Source organism: Azospirillum sp. HJ39 (genome assembly GCF_041507355.1).
Taxonomy (GTDB): Bacteria; Pseudomonadota; Alphaproteobacteria; order Azospirillales; family Azospirillaceae; genus Azospirillum; species Azospirillum thiophilum.
Window position 1 is genome coordinate 1,971,993 of record NZ_CP167911.1, and the last position, 18,566, is coordinate 1,990,558.

Here is an 18,566-nt window from a genome sequence, read left to right on the forward strand (position 1 = left end):
TCCGGCCCACCGGCACCCCCTCCGACGGAAAAGGTTCGTGTTCATGACCATGACTGGCAATGCCGGCCCAACCGGCGGCATCCGAATCCGGCGGTCCCGCCTGACCAAGATCGTCGCCACGCTCGGCCCCTCCTCCGCCTCGCCCGAGGTGATCGCCCGGCTGTTCGAGACCGGAGTCGACGTCTTCCGCCTGAACTTCAGCCACGGCAGCCATGCCGACCACGGCGCCCGGCTGGCGGTGCTGCGCGATCTGGAGGCCCGCACCGGCCGTCCCATCGCGGTGATGGCCGACCTCCAGGGGCCGAAGCTGCGGATCGCCACCTTCGCCGCCGGCCCGGTCGCCCTGGCGCCCGGACAGCGGTTCCGCCTCGACCTGTCGATGGAGCCGGGGGACGCGACCCGCGTTGGCCTGCCCCATCCGGAGATCTTCGCAGCATTGACGCCGGAAACCGACCTGCTGCTCGACGACGGCCGGGTGCGGTTGCGGGTGGCCGCCTGCGGTGCCGATTTCGCCGAGACGGTCGTCGTCTCCGGCACCAGGCTGTCGGACCGCAAGGGCGTCAACGTTCCCGGAGTCGTGCTGCCGCTTTCCCCCCTCACGCCGAAGGACCGCGAGGATCTGGCCTTCGCGCTCGACCAGGGCGTCGACTGGGTGGCGCTGAGCTTCGTCCAGCGGCCGGAGGACGTGGCCGAGGCGCGCCGGCTGATCGGCGGCCGCGCCGCCCTGCTGTCGAAGCTGGAGAAGCCGCAGGCCATAGCCCATCTGGCCGAGATCATCGAGATGTCGGATGCCATCATGGTGGCGCGCGGCGACCTTGGCGTCGAGTTGCCGGCGGAGGATGTGCCGACCCTGCAGAAGCGCATCGTCCGCGAGTCGCGGCGGGCCGGCAAGCCGGTCATTGTCGCCACCCAGATGCTGGAGTCGATGGTCTCCGCCCCGGCCCCGACCCGGGCCGAGGCGTCCGATGTCGCCACCGCGGTCTATGACGGCGCCGATGCGGTGATGCTGTCGGCGGAAACGGCGGCCGGCGCCTATCCGGTGGAGGCGGTGTCGATCATGGACCGCATCGCCCGGCGGGTTGAGCACGACCCGCTCTACCGCACCATCATGGACGCCCAGCATCCCGACCCGCAGAAGACCTCGGCAGACGCAATCACCGCCGCGGCCCGTCAGGTCGCGCACACCATCCAGGCGGCTGCCATCGTCACCTACACCACCAGCGGCTCGACCACGCTGAGGGCGGCGCGCGAGCGGCCGGAGGTGCCGATCCTCTGCCTGACCTCGGCGCTGGACACGGCGCGGAGGCTGCAACTCGTGTTCGGCGTCCATGCCGTCCACACCGAAGACGTCGCCAATTTTTCCGAGATGGTGCAGACGGCCACCCGCGCCGCGCATGCGGACGGCATCGCCACCGAAGGCCAGCGGCTGGTCATCACCGCCGGCGTGCCCTTCGGCACCCCCGGCAACACCAACATCCTGCGGATCGCCTGGGTCGGGGCGGAGTAACGGCGGACAGAGTGGCGGCGGCCTAAAGGGCGATGCCGGCCGGCTGGCGCCGGATCGCCTCGGCCTGGGCGCGGACATGGTCGAGATGCGGATTGATCGCCAGCGCCGCGTCGAAGGCCCGGAGCGCGGGTTTCTCGTCGCCGAGCGCCAGATAGACCAGTCCAAGCTCGACCAGCGCCCCGAAATGCCGAGGCTCCAGCAGCAGGGCGTGGCGCAGGTCGATCATCGCCGCGGTGTAGTCGCCGAGCATGTAGTGGGTCGCGGCCCGCTTGTTCCACCCTTCGGCATAGGACGGATCGCGGGCAATCGCCGAATCGAAGGCACGCAACGCCGACCGATAATCGTCGCCATTCAGGCTGAGCACACCGGCCCGCATGTCGCGAACCATTGCCGGATCGGGATGTTCGAGCCAGAAGTCCCAGATATGTTCCTCCACCGATTCGGCATAAGCCGCGTCGGTGGCACTGCGCAGGGCTTGGAAAAGGCCGTCCAGACGCAGATTCCCCTGACCTGCACCGGCCGGCACGCCGACGGTCATCAGCAAAAGCACAGTCAAGGAAAAGAAGCGGCGAATCAGCATGCACCAAATTTGGGCACGCAATCGACCCGCTGCCAACTGTTTTTTGGTTGCAAATCGTTACAAAGTTCGACAGAGGCCGCGTCGGCAAGCCTTAACGCCGCCGGCCTATGACCGTTATGCCGTCGGTTCAGACTCCATCCTTTCGACGGGACAGGCTTGAAGGCGCCTCATGCCGCTCCAAAAGACCGAAGGCCGGCGGATCGCTCCGCCGGCCTTCGATTTTACCGGATGGGTCCTGAGTGCGAGCCCCGATCGATCGGGTCGGGCGGGGCAAGCAGATCAGGCGGCCTTGTTACGGCCGGCCACGATTTCGTCGGTGACGTTGCGCGGCACCGGCTCGTAGTGGCTGAACTCCATCGTGTAGGACGCACGGCCCGAGGTCATGCCGCGCAGCTGGCCGATGTAGCCGAACATTTCGTTCAGCGGGACATTGGCCTCGACGGCGATGTTCGATCCACGCTCCAACTGGCCCAGTACCGTGCCGCGGCGGCGGTTCACGTCGCCGATCACGTCGCCGAGATAATCGTCGGGAGTGACGACCTCGACCTTCATCACCGGCTCCAGCAGGATCGGGCCGGCCTTGGGCAGGGCCTCGCGGAAGCAGGCCTTGGCGGCGATTTCGAAGGTCAGGGCGTTCGAGTCGACGTCGTGGTACTTGCCGTCCACCAAGCGGGCGCTGAAGTCGACGGTCGGATAGCCGGCGAGCACGCCGTCTTCCTTCTGCATCTCCAGGCCCTTCTTGACCGACGGGACGTATTCGCGCGGAACCGTGCCGCCGACCGTCTCATCGAGGAACTCGAAGCCTTCGCCCCGCTCGCGCGGCGCGAAGATGATCTTCACCTCGGCGAACTGGCCCGAACCACCGGTCTGCTTCTTGTGGGTGTAGGTGTATTCGACCGGCTTGGTGATCGTCTCGCGGTAGGCGACCTGGGGCTTGCCCATGTTGCCTTCCACGCCGAACTCCGTGCGCATGCGGTCGAGCGTCACTTCCAGGTGCAGCTCGCCCATGCCGCGCAGGATGGTCTGGCCGGTTTCACGGTCGGTCTCCAGACGGAGCGACGGATCGGCGCGGACCATCTTGCCAAGCGCGATCGAGAACTTCTCCTGCTCGCCCTTGGTCTTCGGCTCGACCGAGACGCTGATGACGGGGTCGGGGAAGCGCATGCGCTCCAGGATCACCGGCGCGGAGGCGTCGCACAGCGTGTCGCCGGTCTCGGTCTCCTGCAGGGAGACGAGCGCGATGATGTCGCCGGCGCGGGCTTCCTCGATCGGGTTGGCGTCCTTCGCGTACATCTCGACCATGCGGCCGATCTTCTCGCGCTTGCCGCGGGTCGAGTTCAGGATCGACATGCCCTTGGTCAGCACGCCCGAATAGACGCGGACGAAGGTCATCGAGCCATAGGTGTCGTTCAGCACCTTGAAGGCCAGCGCCGAGAAGGGCGCGTCGTCGGAGCTGAGGCGCTCGCCGTTCGGGTTGCCGTCCTCGTCCACCGTCTTGATGGCTTCGACGTCGGTCGGGGCGGGCAGCAGGTCGACGACCGCGTCCAGAACCTGGCAGACGCCCTTGTTCTTGTAGGACGAGCCGCAGAGGACGGGCGTGAAGGCGCTGGTGATGGTGCCCTTGCGCAGGCAGGCGCGCAGCACGTCGGCCGACGGATCCTCACCCGACTCCAGATAGGCTTCCATGGCCGCGTCGTCCTGCTCGAGCGCGGTGTCGACCAGCTCGGCGCGCAACGCCGGGATGCTGGCGATGTTGTCAAGGTCTTCCTTGACGGTCAGGTTGAGCTTGGCCGCGAGATCGTCGGTGATCTCCCAGATTTCCCACTTGGCGTCCTTGTCGTCCGAGAACCAGACATACGCCTTCATCTCGACGAGGTCGACCATGCCGCGGAAGTTGTCTTCCGAGCCGAGCGGAACCTGGATGCAGACCGGACGCGCGTTCAGGCGGGCCTTGATCATGCTGACGCAACGCTGGAAGTTCGCGCCCGAACGGTCCATCTTGTTGACGTAGCAGATGCGCGGCACGTTGTAGTTGTCGGCCAGACGCCAGTTGGTCTCCGACTGCGGCTCCACGCCGGCGACGCCGTCGAACACCACGACCGCGCCGTCGAGCACGCGGAGCGAACGGTTCACCTCGATGGTGAAGTCCACGTGGCCCGGGGTGTCGATGACGTTGATCTTCTTCTCGCGCCAGAAGGTCGAAACGGCGGCCGACTGGATGGTGATGCCGCGCTTCTGCTCCTGCTCCATGTAGTCGGTCGTCGTCGACGTCTTGAGATCCTTCGTCTCGTGCACGTCGATGATCGTGTGCTTGCGACCGGTGTAATACAGGATGCGCTCGGTGGTCGTCGTCTTGCCCGCGTCGACGTGGGCGATGATGCCGATGTTCCGAATATCAGACAGTGGCGTTTGGCGCGGCATGTTGCGGTTCCATTGCAGTAACGCGGCAACCGAAGCGCGACCGTCATGGTCGTCCGCTTCGGCGGCAGAGGTTGGTCGGGGTTTTACGGGCGATCTGTTAAGGCGTCATTAACATTCCGTAAACCGACAAGCGATTTGTCGGGTTATTGAAGCGCGCGGCCCTCACAGCGTTCGGGCCACGCCGGCACACCCCAACCGAGGCTGCCGGGTCGCCCCGTTTCCACCGCCTTATTTGGCGGCTGTGACCTGAATTTCAACGAGATACTGGGGCGCGGCCAGCTTGGCTTCGACGGTGGCGCGGGCCGGCGGATTGGCCGGGTCGACCCAGGCCTCCCACGCCTTGTTCATCGCGCCGAAGCCGGCCATGTCCACCAGATAGATGGTGGCCGACAGGAGCTTGCTCTTGTCGCTGCCCGCTTCCGCCAGCAAGGCGTCGATCTGGGCCAGGATTTGGGCGGTCTGACGTTCGACGTCGGGCGTCGGCTCGTCGGCGACCTGACCGGCGAGATAGACCGTGTCCTTATGGACGACCATCTGGCTCATGCGCGGTCCGGTGTGGAAGCGCTGGATCGACATTGCGGAAAGACTCCGGGTTCCGGGGCTGAAAAAAGACGCGCGTACCTCTATGCCATTCGGGGCCGCGCGCGAAGCGAAAAATGCGCGTCCCCCGTTCAAGGCTGCCCCACGGCGTTTTCCCTCGCCAGAATTGCGCCAAAGCGCGCGGCCGGCACCGCAAAATTGCGTACGGCAGGCACGGTCCCGGCGGCGACCCCGACTCCGGCGACCGCCCACCCCACCCCGCTCCGCACCAGCAACGGTCCGCCGCTGGTTCCGCGCGTCGCGTCGCAGTCATGCACCAGCAGGCCGGATGCCGTTCCCAGCACATGACAGTCACGGTCGGCCATCAGGATCTGCGCCCGGTCCTGGCTGTAGCCGCCGAGCATCACCGCCGTCCCGGCCGGCAGGGGAGCCGCCGCCACCGGCAGGGCCGTCGCGGAGTCCGGCGCCGGCCGGTCCAGGGTCAGCACCGCCCAATCGGCCGAGGCGTCCGGACGAACGGCGGCGGGATCGTAGGCGGGATCGGTCGCGACGCGCGCCACCGTCACATGGCGGCTGAACGCGCCGCGGTCATAGCCGAACAGCACATGCAGCGACGAGGCCGCCAGGAAGCGCCGGGTGCGCGGGTTGAACAGGCAATGGCCGGCTGTCACCACGGTGCGCGGCCCCACCAGCGCGCCGGTGCAGCGTCCGGCCAGATTGGTCTGCACCCGCACCACGCCGTTCCAGGGCGCCGTCGCAGCGTCCACCGGCACGCGCCGGTCGCCCGGCCCGACGCCCGGCAGCAGTGGCCGCTCCGACCCGGCAGCGGCGGCGGCGGTCACCGCCGGGAACGCCGACAGCAGCACCAGCGCGAGCGCCGCCCTGCGGCCACGCCAAAGCCGGTATCCGGGCCGCGCATGTTCTTGCTCCGTTTCCCTCAATCCCGTATCCTCCCGGGCATGGCGACGCTGATCATCACCGAAAAATCCAGCCAGGCGAAAGACCTGCGCTCCGCGTTGGGCGACCGTTACGGCCGCATCCTGCCGGCCGAGGGGCATCTGCTGCGGCTTGCCGAACCGGACGAGGTCGATCCGGCCTGGAAGCGCTGGTCGCCAACCCTGTTGAAACCGGACGGGCTCTATCCGACCCGGCCGGACCAGGGCGGCAACAAGGCGGCAAAGCTGCAGGCGATCACGGCGGCGCTGCGTGCCTGCGACGAGGTGATCCTCGCCACCGACTGCGACCGCGAAGGGCAGCTGATCGGCCAGGAGATCCTGGAGCATGCCGGCTTTCGCGGCAAGGTGCGCCGCGCGCTTTTCACGGCCCAGGACCCCAAGACCCTGCGCGACGCCTTCGCCGCGCTGAAGCCCAACGACCAGATGCGGCCGCTGTACGAGGCGGCGGTGGCGCGCCAGCAAGCCGACCAGATCTACAACCTCTCGCTGACCCGCACCGCGACCAAGACGCTGCTGGCGCCCGGTACGCGCGGCGTGATCGGCATCGGGCGGGTGAAGACCCCGACGCTCGCCATCGTCTGCCTGCGCGAGTTGGAAATCCGCAACTTCAAGCCGGAGGATTATTTCGAGGTGGTGGCGACCGCCACCGTCGCCGGCGGCAGTTTCCGGATGCGCCACGCCCCGGCGCCCAAGGACCGCATCAAGGACCGCGCCGCGGCCGAGGCCATCGCCCGCGCCGCCGATCGCCACCGCGGCCCGCTGACCGTGACGGTGGAGGAGAAGCGGCAGGCGCCACCCAAGCTCTACGACCTGCCGTCGCTGCAGAAGACCTGCGGCCAGCGCTGGGGCTGGACCGCCGACCGCACCCTGTCGGTGGCGCAGGAGCTGTATGACGGCGACGGCAAGAAGCTGATCACCTATCCGCGCGCCGAGGCCCGTCATCTGTCGGAGAACCAGATCGCCGATGCCCCGGCCATCGTCGGGGCGCTGACCCGGCTGCGCGGCTTCGCCCATCTGCACGACCACATGGATGTCCGGCGGCCGGTGATCCGCAAGGGCAAGTCCGGCCATTTCTGCGACAAGGCGCTGGAGGGGGTATCGCACCATGCGGTGATTCCCAACGTCAACGTGCTGGACGATCTTGAACCCCGTCTGGCCCGGCTGACCGACGACGAGAAGCGGCTGTTCGCACTGCTCTGCCGCTCCTACCTCGCCGCGGTGATGCCGGATTACGAATATCGGCAGACGGGCGTCACCATGGCGGTGCCGGTGCCGGAAGGGGCAAAGCCGGCTGCCTTCCGCGCCGTCGGCCGCATCCCGCTGAAGCTGGGCTGGAAGGCCGCCTTCGGTTCGGCGGAGAACGACGACCGGGCCGGCGGCAAACCGGAGGAGGAGGCAGAACAGACCCTGCCCCCCCTGACCGACGGCGAACCGGCGACCTTGACCGACCCGAAGGTGGAGGCCAAGCGCACCCAGGCCCCGCCGCGCTACAACGAGGGCACGCTGGTCGATGCCATGCAGAATGCCTGGCGGTTCATCGAGGATCCGGTTCTGCGCGACCGGCTGAAGGAGGCGAAGGGAATCGGCACCCCCGCCACCCGCGCTGAGGTCATCAAGGGCCTGCGCAAGCAGAGCCTGCTGGATGCCGATGGCAAATGGCTGATGCCGACTCCCGCCGGGCTGCATCTGTTCGAAACCCTGCGCGCGGCCGCCCCGACCCTGGTCGATCCCGGCACCACGGCGCTGTGGGAGATGAAGCTGGACGAGGTGGTGACCGGCCGAGCCGATTTCCGCGCGGTGATCGATGCCATTGCGACCGAGGCCGGCCGGTTGATCGGCGCACTGGTCGGTCAGCGCGGCGCCGCCCTCGATTTGGGCCTGCCCGCGCCGAAGGCGCGCTTCGCCCGGCGTGGCGCGACTGCCCGCTCCGCTACCGCCGCAAGCCCGGCGGCAAAGCCGGCCCCGCGCCGGCGCACGCGCAAGGCGGCTGCTCCGGCTGACGCGATGGCGGCGGAAACTGCACCGAAGCCCCGTCGTGCCCGCAAGACGAAGGCACCGCCCGTCGCCGAACCACCTGTCGTGCTCCCTGTCATGCCAATGCATGACATGCCGTCGGCGCAGGATGCGCGCCGGCGCCGCGAGCCGACCGAGCGGATGCTGTCCTTCGCCCGCAGTCTGGCGGAGCGCAAAGGCGTTACCCTGCCCGCCTCTTGCCTGAGCGATTTCGACGAATGCCGCGGCTTCCTTGACCGGCATGCCCGCTGACGCGGTCTGCCGGCTCTTTCCCTGCCGGGAAGCCGCTCGCTGGACATGAAAGCGCCGCCGAAAACTCCAGGCCAAATTCGGGCCATGGTGGGCTTGCAGTTCGGTGACCGGCCGCTACCGCATCGCCTTCCTCTCTCGGCTGCTCCAGACGGCGGCCTCCCACGCGCGGCCGAGTTCGAAGAGGCCGGAACATCCCAGCTTCTCCATGATGCGGGCACGATGGCATTCCACGGTCTTGAAGCTGATGCCGAGATCGAGGCCGATGACCTTTGAACTCTTGCCGGCGACCAGACGCACCAGCACGTCAACCTCGCGCGCCGTCAGCTGCGTGAGGCGCGCGACCATGTCCTGTCCGCGGGAATGGGACGAACAAACCTCTGCCTTCAGCGCCGTACCGACCGAGCTGGCAGACGGCGAGGTCGGCTCGATGCAGGACATCAGCATCGCCTCACCGCCATGGACGTCAGGGACCGGACGGCGGCGCCGTGATCGGCGTCGTGCAGGATGTCGGCCTGAATGCCTGTGATAGGCGACGCCGGATGGCCGGGCTGCTCGCCGACCATCCGCCCGCGCGCCGCGCGCACCAACTGCTCGATGGCGTTTTCGATGGTCAGGCCATCCAGGGTCAGCCCGTCCAGGCCGGCGGCAATGGAGTCGCCGCAGCGTTGTTCGAGCAGGGTCGCTCGCGTCTCGCACCGCTCGGCGTCCTCCAACAGCATGGAGATCCGGCCTGCGGAGGCGCGGTCGATCATTTCCAGCGCGTCGCTACGATCATCGGCCGCCCGCTGCCGAAGCTGATCGACGGACAAATGATCGATATACGGCAATTGTGCGTCGGGCATGCGCTTGCCCTTGCTCCCGCCGACTGCGGCAGTATGCTCATGGTTGATCATCTTCGCTTCCTACGGCTCGGTGATCAGTTCGGTTCTCCGGACGGAGCGCCCGCCTGTTGGCGCAGGCGGGCGCTTACCGGTCAAGCGGCCAAGGTCAGCGGGTCTTCCGATCCTTCACCGGGCTCCTGAGGCCGACGCCAGCATGCGGCTCCTGCCATTTCGCTAACCGCACGGTAGTCGGCCGGCATGTCATAGGGAACCAGTGAGCGGGTTATCGCATAGGCTGCTTCATAGTTCGTCGTGCCGTAGACGTCCGGCTGATGGTCGATGATGTCCCCGAAGGCGGCCATGCAGTCGTCGTAATACTTGCGCGGTCGGGACATGTGAGCGTGCCACGCCTTGTCGATCAGCTTGGACGGAACCAGAGTAACGTCCGGGTGAGCGGCGATCGTCTCCAGAAACTGACGATACATCCTGGTCGCACGGACAGCCTCGCTCTGCTCCAAACCATCGCGGACCAGGTCCGAGACGATAACGTCGAGGTTGAGCGCCGTTACTGCTTCCGTATCGATGTTCATACGTAACTTCTCCTTCTCAAACGCCGCGCGACCGGGCGGCTCCGGTGATCGCCCACAAGACAGCAGCCCATCGCGAAATACCGGTCTGGTTGCTTGTAGCGATTTCCCCTGAAACCTTGCGAATAATGGACTTGATATGACCTCTGCCAGTATCTAGAGATCGTCCCGTTTCTCTCGTTATTTCTTCATTTGTCATACCGTTGCCAATCATGGCGGCCATTTCGGATTCTGCTTGCGTCAAACCATAGTCACGACGCAACACACTGGAAACGGAAGCCACGTCAACACGCGCGGGGGCCAATATGACTACAGCCGTGTTGGAATCTTGGGCGCCCGACGACACCGAAAGAGAATGAACGTGGCCAGGGACACTCCCTCGAATACTGAGTGTCATGGTTGCGTGCGGGAGCTTACCCACGCAGCCGAGAACGATGAGGCGCGCCAATTCAGCGGCGCCTTGGTGTGCGGTGGTCACAAAACGGCCGAGATCGTCAAGCGTAATGCCGTCCTGTCTTCTAAGCTGGTCAGTCATGGCCGCGTTGCTGTGACGAACCTTTCGGTCCACCCCCACAATCGCAACCCCAAAAGATAGGCAGTCGAGCGCAGCCGCCTTTTGCGCCGCGTCTTCCCCTCTTCTGATTGTTTCCATCAGGCTGAATGACGACGACGGATTTACAAAGTAATTATCCAGACCTACAGTCGATGGATCAATACGAAGCTGCGCATTTTCACCGTTTGGAAGCCGTATATGCGAACAAATTAATTTTGCAGGATACTCTCTCAAAAATTCTAATCGGCTATTAAGCCGCTGCATATTAACATATGCAATAATATCATCGTGATTCCCTGGTCTTCCAGCACGAGCCTTCTCACTATGCTCCAAGGAGCTTCGGATCATAGTCTCGAATGTTTGTGGGGCCGAGAAATCAAAGAAAGTATAGAGGTTACGCACCGCCTTATTTGCATAGACCAGCCTGTCTTCTTCATCATAGACCGTCATGATCGCATTATAGCGAGAGGCGATCACGGCCATCTCGACGAAGGGTTCAGGCATATCCCAACACAGGGGCGGAGCGTGCATGACGTAACTAAATTTCGCAGGTTGTGGCGTATATAGGATCATAGCAAGCAGCCTGAGAGATTGGCACAACCCACATGGGTTGGATGCGCCGGCCAACGTGGCACGGCAAGGGCCGTCATCAGCCGGCCAGAAAGAGTAAGCTCTTGTAAATCAACGAAAAAGAGATAATAGAGCCGTTTCGCATCCCGGAGGATGAGGTTCTTCCATATTTTTCCACCTTGCGTCCATGCGGTGACGGCGCCATACAACGATATGCAGAGAATTACTCAATTTCTTTGGAAATGGTAACTACGCAACAATCTATCCGATACACCTCCCGACTCGGATGCGACTCGGGCCCCTGTCCGTCATCGAAGTGACATAGGCCGCCGCCGCGATGATGACGACCGCACCAACCGCCGCGTTGAGGCCCGGCACCTCGCCGAACAACAGATAGCCGGCCGCCAGCGCCACCGGCACATCGATCAGGGTAACTGGCATCAACACGGCCGGGCTGGCGTGCTTGTAGCCGCGGACAGTCGACCATTGCGCACAGGCCGACAGCAGGCCGATCCCAACCAGCCAGGGCAGATCGCCAACCGGCGGCTCCACCATGACAGCGGAAGCCGGCACCGCCACGATGGCACTGACCAGGATTGCGGCAACCGCAACCACCACGGAGGCCGGGTTCGTCCTGGCGAGCCGACGCATGGCGATCTGACTGCCGGCCCCGGCGAAGGCGGCGACCGCCAGAGAGGCGACAGACCAGTCCCAATGCGGAGTGCCGATCGACATCAGGCGGGGCCAGAGCGCCACCAGTGCGCCGAAGATGCCGATGCCGGCGGCCACCCACACCCGGCGGTCCGCGCCCTCGCCCAGGAACACGCGCTGCATCGGGATGACCAGCAGGACCCGCGTGTACATGAAGGCCGTCACCAGGGCGACCGGGAGCGCGGACGAACTGTAGGCATGGACCAGGGCCATCAGCGACACCGCACCCACCGCGGCCCGGATCAGGTGTCCCTTGGGGTCCTGGAGCCGGCGCAGATGCAGGAAGGCCCGCCATGCCACCACAGCCAGGATGATTCCGCCAGCAGAGCGGAACAGGGCCATCTCCAGGGCGGGGAGCTTCGTGGAGAGATGCTTGATGAGGAGATTGGCCGCCATGAAGCTGAGGGCGGACGCCAACGTCCACAAGGCACCCTTGGTCACGGTTCCCACGGTCGTATTCCTTACGATCTTGTTGTCCGGTAGATCGGCGGGCCGCATCGGTCGACGAAGGCCATCGTTCATCCAGAAGCTGGACCAGAGCTGGGGACGCCCGTGCAATTGCGGAGTACCAGCCCGCCCGGCAGCAATGGCCAATCTAGTGGCGGCTTTAAGGAGAACGCACGAAGTTTGCGAGGAACCGATGGCAGTCGGATCGGATCACATAAAATCGGCATCGATTCGAAGCGTGAATCCGATCGCCAGACGAAGCCGTCAACTCGGCTCCCGACCGGTTACTGCAAAGTCGTATGTTCCGGCATGACAGGCGACGCTTGATCGGTGTTCCGTCGCTTCGAGCAGCGAAACCTCAGACGCGGCCTGCTCTCCTCGACCACCGCACGTAGCAGGCCGTACTGGTCAAGCTGGTTGACCAAGCCGCGGAAATAGCTCAGCGCAGTCAAGCGCAACCCGTCGGTCAGGGAACCGCCACCGCGTGCCAAGTCCACCTCCGCTGCCAACGCAACCACTGAAACCCCGCGCCTCCGCGCGACATCCTCCAGCGCCTCCCAATAACTCTGTTCCATCCGCACGCTGGTGCGACGTCCATTGACCCTCAGGTTCCGGCAGATCATCGACATTTCTCCTGCACTTGACACATATCGTCGTATGCAGGCCATCGGGATAGGTCTGTGAAGTTGTTCACTCCCTTGAACGGGGAGCCTGCGACTGCCTGTCGCATCCGCCACAAATGGTGGATTGACCGATAGATTGGACATCTCCACTGAGGGCCGCCTGTGCAACATAGGGCCCGACGTCTGAGCTTTGCGTGGCGCGTCATCGCTCGGACGCAAACCAGTTGCAAATATCATGGCTTATCAGCGGGTCGAGGTTCTGACGGGGACGGAACCGCGGCGGAGTTACACGCCGGCAGAGAAGGCCCGGATGGTCGACGAGGCGTTCCGCCCCGAGGTGGTTGTCATAGTGGCGGCCTGCCGGCAGCTCGGCCGGCACAAGAGCTATGAGACGACGCGGCGCTATCTGCGTATCGCAGAGGCCGCCGCACGTCAGACCGTCGAGGGAGCAACCATGGCGTCGCTGCGTGTGGGAACCGGTTCGGCTTACACACAAGAGTTCCATGCGGCACCGATAGATGACGAATCGGCACCCGATGGTGCAGGCAAAGAAAAAGCCTTGGAACCGTTAGGTTCCAAGGCTTTTCCGCTCCCTTCGGAGATGGTCGGAGCGACAGGATTCGAACCTGCGACCCTCAGACCCCCAGACTTGAGAGGAACCGCTAAGGTGTTGAAATTGAATAAGAGAAGGGTGGCGTAAATCCGCCGAATATCAGCGATTTCTGCCAAGGTTCCCAAACAGCCTCCCAAACAGCCGGCTGCGGATGCAGGCCAAGCTGACGCTGCTGGAATTGATCACTGCTGGCCGCTAAGGTTCACTCCAGTGGTATAGGGGGGACGTTAATGCGCGCGGCACTTGTTGGCATCAGAAGCCGAGTCGGGGAGATGGGGAGCATCGCACGAGCGGTGCTCTGGGCGCTTGCCTCCTCCATCACCTTCCAAGGCCTTTCCACTCTGATGAAGCTGCTGGGCGCCACACTTCCCCCGCTGGAAATTGCCTTCGTTCGGGGTGCCGCAGCTCTGGCACTGTTGGCGGTGACATGGCGAGCGCTGAAGGCATGGCGATCAATCCGGGCCCCCTGGATCCATGGTCTACGGGCTGGGCTCGGTACCATCGCGTTGCTGTGCAGCGTCTACGCCCTTTCCACCAGTATGCCGCTGGCCCTCGTCAGCGTGATTCTCTACTCACGAATCCTCGTGATGATCCCGCTGGCCCGCATGACGCTGGGCGAACGGACAAGCCCGCGCCTGTGGCTTGCAACCATTGCCGGTTTCGCCGGGGTGCTTTTGGCTGTCTCCCCTGCCCTTGCGCTGCCGGACCAACTTCTGGGCGTGCTGGCCATCACTGCAGCGGCCATTACCTCCGCCGGATCGCAACTGGCAGTTCGCCGGCTAACTGCGACGAACCCCAGCAGCCTTATCGTTGCGCTCTATGCCCTGCTTTCCACGATCCTGCTGGCCGCGCCGGCCGCCGCGGTGTGGGTGCCGCCCTCCGAGGCGGAAATGATTGGGCTTCTGAGCATCGGCCTGTTTGGCGCGGCGGCCCTGTACTGCACTGCACAAGCCTACCGCCATGCCCCAGCCACCATCGTGGCTCCGCTCAGCTTCTTGGAGATCCCGCTGGCCGCCGGCCTGGATTACCTGATGTGGGGAAAGGTGCCCACATGGCAAACGGTGATCGGCGCCCTGGTCATTGTCTCAGCCACCTATGCGGTCACACGCGCCCAAAGTGTTCACGCGTGAACACTTTGGCAGAATGGAACGGCATCACGATCTGGTAACGCGGAACCTGCGTTGGACTCAATTCGCTGACCCAGTTGGATTTACCACCTATCGGAAGCTTGCCTGCCCTCAGCATCTGCCTTCCGCACCATCGTTTGATGTGTTACACCACATCAAACACTGTGTTGGGAGTGACGGTGCGGTGCCATACACTGAATTCCTTATCGAGCTAGAGCGAGCGGGACTCAGTGTGCGTAGCTTCGCTGAACTTATTGGCATGAACCCTAATTCAATTACAAATTACGCCGCGCGGGGAGTGTTGCCGCAACACATTGCTCTCGTGGCTGTCCTTGTTGCTGAAATGGCGGTGCATGGGATCGACTATCGGACAGCAATCTCAAAAGTTGCACCGACGAAGAAACCCCGTGGCGCCACGCATCGCGGCCATTTTGGTGGTGATCGTCAGACAAGTATGGATCTGCAATCGTGAGCATGCAGGTCTCAAAAGAGCCCAGCCATGACTAACTGGTTAGCGCTACTTGAAGATTTCGGCGCCGATCGGCAGGGGCTGCATGCGCTCGATTCCGATGGACCGGAGTTGCTCCCCTATGCCACGCTTGTCAACGCACGTCGCGACAACAATTCTATTTTAGGAGTCGTTGGCGCTGTCTACGAATGGCAAGAAGCGCCGCTCATTTTCCTCGTCGATGCTGAACAGATCGGCAGCGACATGAATATCCATGTGCTACGGCGCCTGCTAGCAATGCGGGGCGATGCCCCCTATCTCGGTATCGTCGCCCCTGGTCGGCTTGACGTTTATACCATTGCGCTTGACCGCAAGACACCTTCCAAGGCGAGAGTTACTCTCGACCGATCAACTCAATCAGCCAAGGATCTATTTCCCGATTTAGCCAATCGCCGCCCGAAAGCCACTAGAACGAAGCAGGGCTGGATTTCCAATGTTGTGCTCAATCTGCTTACTGACGCGATTGATCGTCTGATCGGATTAGAACTTGCACACGGAGACGCCATATCGTTAGTTGGTCGCGCCCTTTTTGCTCGCTTTCTTGGGGATCGTGATCTGCTTCCAGCAGACATGTCCGCACCCAGGGTGTCAGCTGCTCTTTTCGACAATAGCGATAACGCACGCGCAACATGCGTTTGGCTTGATGGGACGTTCAACGGCGAGCTTCTGCCACTATCGGACGATCTTTTCGACCGCTTACCAACTGAGGCATATCATATCCTTGGCAACATCATGGCTCGCGCCATGGGTGGCCAGTTATTTCTCGGTTGGGAGGAACGCTGGGATCAACTCGACTTTGCGCACATTCCAGTTGGGGTTCTAAGCCAAGCGTATGAATTGTATCTGCGCAGTCATGCTCCAGACAAACAGCAACGAGAAGGTGGATATTATACCCCCCGTCCCATTGCCGACTTGCTCGTACGCGCATCATTCCGTGCGCTGGAACGTAGCGGAACCAGCGTCAGTGCGCGTATTCTTGATCCGGCGGCTGGCGCGGGCGTATTTCTGCTTACTGCGTTCAGAGAATTGGTCGCCGCTCGATGGCGTGCAGACGGTAAGCGGCCGGGAACGCAGCAATTGCGCGATATTCTCTACAACCAAATTACGGGCTTCGACATCAACGAGGAGGCGCTTCGTTTCGCAGCCCTTGCGCTTTACTTAATTTCAATTGAACTCGATCCTGAACCTCAGCCCGTTGATAAACTTCGTTTCAATGATCTTCGCGGCAGCGTGCTGCATCGCGTTGAAACAAACACGAATGAACCTGGCGCAGGACTCGGCAGTCTTGGGCCTTTGGTCGGTGATCATCATAATGGACAGTATGACATAGTTGTTGGCAACCCACCTTGGCCAGCGGGTACAAAGCTGTCAAATTGGTCAATGGTGGTGACGACGGTCAGCCGCATTGCCAGTAATCGCGTCGGCACAAAAATAGCGCCGCCGCTTCCCAATGAAGTGCTCGACCTTCCATTCGTTTGGCGCGCAATGGAATGGGCAAAACCAGGCGGTCAGATTGCCCTTGCACTCCATGCTCGTCTGCTTTTCCAGCAAGGGGACGGCATGATCGAAGCACGGCAAGCGCTCTTCCAAGCCCTTGATGTGACCTCGATTATTAATGGCGTCGAGCTCCGGCAGACTAAGGTCTGGCCAGAGATCGATGCGCCTTTCTGCTTGTTGATCGCAACTAACCGTAAGCCAGAGGTGGGCGCTGGTTTCCGCCTGATCAGTCCTCGACTCGAAAACTCACTCAATGCATCTGGCGCCATGCGCATTGATGCTCACTCAGCAGAGATCATTGCAACGCAGCAGTTGATCGAAACGCCGGACATCCTCAAAATTTTGTTCCGCGGAACTAGAGCGGATCTAGGGTTGATTGAGCGCATTAGGACAAAAGGATTCCCCTCGCTTGAGATGTTCTGGCGAGATGCAATTGGTACATCTGAACGGGGCCGTATGTTAGGGTCTGGACAGGGGTATCAGGGTCTTCGAGAAAGCAGTCGAATTAGGAAAAATGGTGATGGCAAGCCGGGTGCCGATGCGCGTTATTTGCACCAACTGCCAGATGTTACCGTCGATTCCTTGAAGAATATTTTGATCGATACAGATCAACTCGATCCTTTTTCTCGTGACCGGATTCACGATCCTCGTGATCCGCGTCTGTTTGATGCTCCAATTACGATTGTACACAAATCACCGCCTGCAGAGTATTGCCGGATCCGTGTCGGGATCTCTGATAAGCCCGTTGCTTATAACGAAAGCTTCTACGGCTATGCTCCTGGGAAGTTCGAGGGGGCTGACTTGCTAGTCCGCTACCTCGCGCTCGTACTTGGCAGCAAGTTCACTCTATGGCTAGCACTCATCACAAGCGGTGAGTTTGGGTTTGAACGCGAGGTTATCGAGAAGGCCGCGCTTGATCGTATTCCATTGCCAGACTTCCGTGATCTGACGCCCGGCAATTTGGATGAGATTACTACACTCTTTGAGGGGTTGCGCCGCTCCGAAAGGAGCTGGGACGATGTTGACCGCTGGGTCGCGGAACTGTACGGCCTCGGTCCTATCGATTTGCAGATCATTTCCGATACGCTTGCCTTCAATCTCCCCTTCGCCGAGACACGAAGTGCGGCCCAGGCTAGGCCGGACCAGACCACTACGGCGGATTTCTGTGCACTGCTCCAGAACGAGCTTACGCCCTGGGCTAAGCGCTTCAGGTCGGAAATCAGGGTGAGCATGGTGGCTAACCGTCCGACCTCCCCCTGGCTCGGATTTATTTTGTATTCTGGTCACAAAGTGCCGAGCGCCGACGCCGAACAGGATTGGGATGGGCTGCTGGCCATGGCCGATGCTACTGCCTCAAGTGAAATGATGGTGGAGGATAATAGCGGTGCACTCCTTGTTGTGCGTCTGGCCCAGAAACGCTACTGGACTAAAACTCAGGCGCGTTTATTAGCTCAGCATATTATCTGGTCACGCCTTGATTTCTTGAAAGGGCTATTTCAGAAATGACATCGACGGCACTATTACCCCGTCCAGACCAAATCGCCGAACTGACGCGTGGGCTCGACTTACCGCTGCCACCGATCGATGATTTCCTCCTTTCTGTTATAGCTGACGGGGTGGTTCAGGCCTTTAAGGATGTTCGCCATGATTGGCCAAATGAAATTTCGACGGGAAACGAAGATGAACTCACAACCAAGTTGCAATCGCGCCTTAACGCCATGATTGATGATGACCCACTTTGGGGTCAACTCGTGGCATCTGTCGGACGAGGTCAAGAAAGCTTGAACTTTGACGGCTCCCATTTGCATAAACGCCCGGATCTCACAATTAATCTTACGGCCAGAACGCGCCGGTTCCCACTAACTGCTGAAGCTAAAATCATCGACGCTTCCAAGGGAGAAAACCTCTATTGCAGCGAAGGCATACGACGGTTTCTCAACGGCGAATATAGCTGGGGTAGTCGTGAAGCGTTCATGATCGCCTATGTGCGCGATGGCTCCACTATTGCAACCCGCTTGGAGCCGTATTTATCGCTGCCAACACAGAAGACGATCTATGCAGTCGAAGATCTCAAAACCTCATATACGCTAGACCCATGCGACACAGCAAAGTCACGGCATAGCAGGTCTTTTGTCTACACTCACATGACCCCGCCTGCGAACGCCCCGGGATCCATTAATCTCTGGCACCTCTGGGTTGACGCAACAATAGTCGCGCTGCCCTAATGAGCAATAACTCAA

At 62.2% G+C, this 18,566-nt stretch carries 17 protein-coding genes; 7 read left to right on the forward strand and 10 right to left on the reverse strand.

The window, feature by feature from the left end; translation table 11 throughout:
- The first annotated feature begins 43 nt into the window (after positions 1–43).
- Positions 44–1,507 carry a pyruvate kinase gene (gene pyk / locus ABMY26_RS22590; protein WP_372396878.1) on the forward strand — a complete coding sequence of 488 codons (1,464 nt, stop codon included), beginning with the start codon at positions 44–46 and terminating at the stop codon, positions 1,505–1,507.
- Between the two features lie 22 nt (positions 1,508–1,529).
- On the opposite strand, the gene ABMY26_RS22595 is transcribed toward pyk, so the two are convergent.
- The 4 genes from ABMY26_RS22595 to ABMY26_RS22610 all read right to left on the reverse strand — a co-directional run bounded on the left by ABMY26_RS22595 (position 1,530) and on the right by ABMY26_RS22610 (position 5,989).
- A complete protein-coding gene (locus ABMY26_RS22595; protein WP_372396879.1) occupies positions 1,530–2,045 on the reverse strand; it encodes a tetratricopeptide repeat protein in 516 nt (171 codons plus the stop codon).
- Between the two features lie 321 nt (positions 2,046–2,366).
- Positions 2,367–4,508 carry an elongation factor G gene (gene fusA, locus ABMY26_RS22600; RefSeq protein WP_372396880.1) on the reverse strand — a complete coding sequence of 714 codons (2,142 nt, stop codon included), beginning with the start codon at positions 4,506–4,508 and terminating at the stop codon, positions 2,367–2,369.
- Positions 4,509–4,736: 228 nt separating this feature from the next.
- Positions 4,737–5,084, reverse strand: coding sequence for a RidA family protein (locus ABMY26_RS22605; RefSeq protein WP_045582072.1), 348 nt, complete (start codon positions 5,082–5,084; stop codon positions 4,737–4,739).
- A gap of 95 nt (positions 5,085–5,179) precedes the next feature.
- Positions 5,180–5,989 (reverse strand): serine protease, encoded by an 810-nt coding sequence (locus ABMY26_RS22610; protein WP_372396881.1) that lies wholly within the window; start codon positions 5,987–5,989, stop codon positions 5,180–5,182.
- 18 nt (positions 5,990–6,007) lie between these two features.
- On the opposite strand from ABMY26_RS22610, the gene ABMY26_RS22615 reads away from it, so the two are divergent.
- Positions 6,008–8,269: a type IA DNA topoisomerase gene (locus tag ABMY26_RS22615; protein ID WP_372396882.1), complete on the forward strand. Its 2,262-nt coding sequence runs from the start codon at positions 6,008–6,010 to the stop codon at positions 8,267–8,269.
- A 114-nt stretch (positions 8,270–8,383) separates the two neighbouring features.
- Here ABMY26_RS22615 and ABMY26_RS22620 read toward each other — a convergent pair whose 3' ends face one another.
- The 6 genes from ABMY26_RS22620 to ABMY26_RS22645 all read right to left on the reverse strand — a co-directional run bounded on the left by ABMY26_RS22620 (position 8,384) and on the right by ABMY26_RS22645 (position 12,587).
- Positions 8,384–8,713, reverse strand: coding sequence for a LuxR C-terminal-related transcriptional regulator (locus ABMY26_RS22620; protein WP_372396883.1), 330 nt, complete (start codon positions 8,711–8,713; stop codon positions 8,384–8,386).
- Positions 8,707–9,162 (reverse strand): hypothetical protein, encoded by a 456-nt coding sequence (locus tag ABMY26_RS22625; RefSeq protein ID WP_372396884.1) that lies wholly within the window; start codon positions 9,160–9,162, stop codon positions 8,707–8,709. The genes ABMY26_RS22620 and ABMY26_RS22625 overlap by 7 nt, the downstream gene beginning before the upstream one ends.
- 80 nt (positions 9,163–9,242) lie before the next feature.
- Complete coding sequence (locus ABMY26_RS22630; RefSeq protein ID WP_372396885.1) at positions 9,243–9,680, reverse strand: hypothetical protein; 438 nt, start codon at positions 9,678–9,680, stop codon at positions 9,243–9,245.
- A 16-nt stretch (positions 9,681–9,696) separates the two neighbouring features.
- A complete protein-coding gene (locus ABMY26_RS22635) occupies positions 9,697–10,713 on the reverse strand; it encodes a helix-turn-helix transcriptional regulator (protein WP_372396886.1) in 1,017 nt (338 codons plus the stop codon).
- 348 nt (positions 10,714–11,061) lie between these two features.
- Entirely contained in the window at positions 11,062–11,961 is a 900-nt protein-coding gene (locus ABMY26_RS22640) for a DMT family transporter (RefSeq protein ID WP_372396887.1), read from the reverse strand.
- Positions 11,962–12,242: 281 nt separating this feature from the next.
- Complete coding sequence (locus ABMY26_RS22645) at positions 12,243–12,587, reverse strand: ribbon-helix-helix domain-containing protein (RefSeq protein WP_372396888.1); 345 nt, start codon at positions 12,585–12,587, stop codon at positions 12,243–12,245.
- 304 nt (positions 12,588–12,891) lie between these two features.
- Here ABMY26_RS22645 and ABMY26_RS22650 point away from each other — a divergent pair, with 304 nt between their 5' ends.
- From ABMY26_RS22650 to ABMY26_RS22670, 5 genes are all read left to right on the forward strand, one after another.
- On the forward strand, positions 12,892–13,281 hold the full coding sequence (locus ABMY26_RS22650; protein WP_372396889.1) for a hypothetical protein: 390 nt from the start codon (positions 12,892–12,894) through the stop codon (positions 13,279–13,281).
- A 185-nt stretch (positions 13,282–13,466) separates the two neighbouring features.
- A complete protein-coding gene (locus ABMY26_RS22655; protein WP_372396890.1) occupies positions 13,467–14,324 on the forward strand; it encodes a DMT family transporter in 858 nt (285 codons plus the stop codon).
- Positions 14,325–14,553: 229 nt separating this feature from the next.
- Complete coding sequence (locus tag ABMY26_RS22660; RefSeq protein WP_372396891.1) at positions 14,554–14,793, forward strand: XRE family transcriptional regulator; 240 nt, start codon at positions 14,554–14,556, stop codon at positions 14,791–14,793.
- A 27-nt stretch (positions 14,794–14,820) separates the two neighbouring features.
- On the forward strand, positions 14,821–17,832 hold the full coding sequence (locus ABMY26_RS22665) for a class I SAM-dependent DNA methyltransferase (protein WP_372396892.1): 3,012 nt from the start codon (positions 14,821–14,823) through the stop codon (positions 17,830–17,832).
- Positions 17,829–18,551: a hypothetical protein gene (locus ABMY26_RS22670; protein WP_372396893.1), complete on the forward strand. Its 723-nt coding sequence runs from the start codon at positions 17,829–17,831 to the stop codon at positions 18,549–18,551. The genes ABMY26_RS22665 and ABMY26_RS22670 overlap by 4 nt, the downstream gene beginning before the upstream one ends.
- Positions 18,552–18,566: the final 15 nt, after the last annotated feature.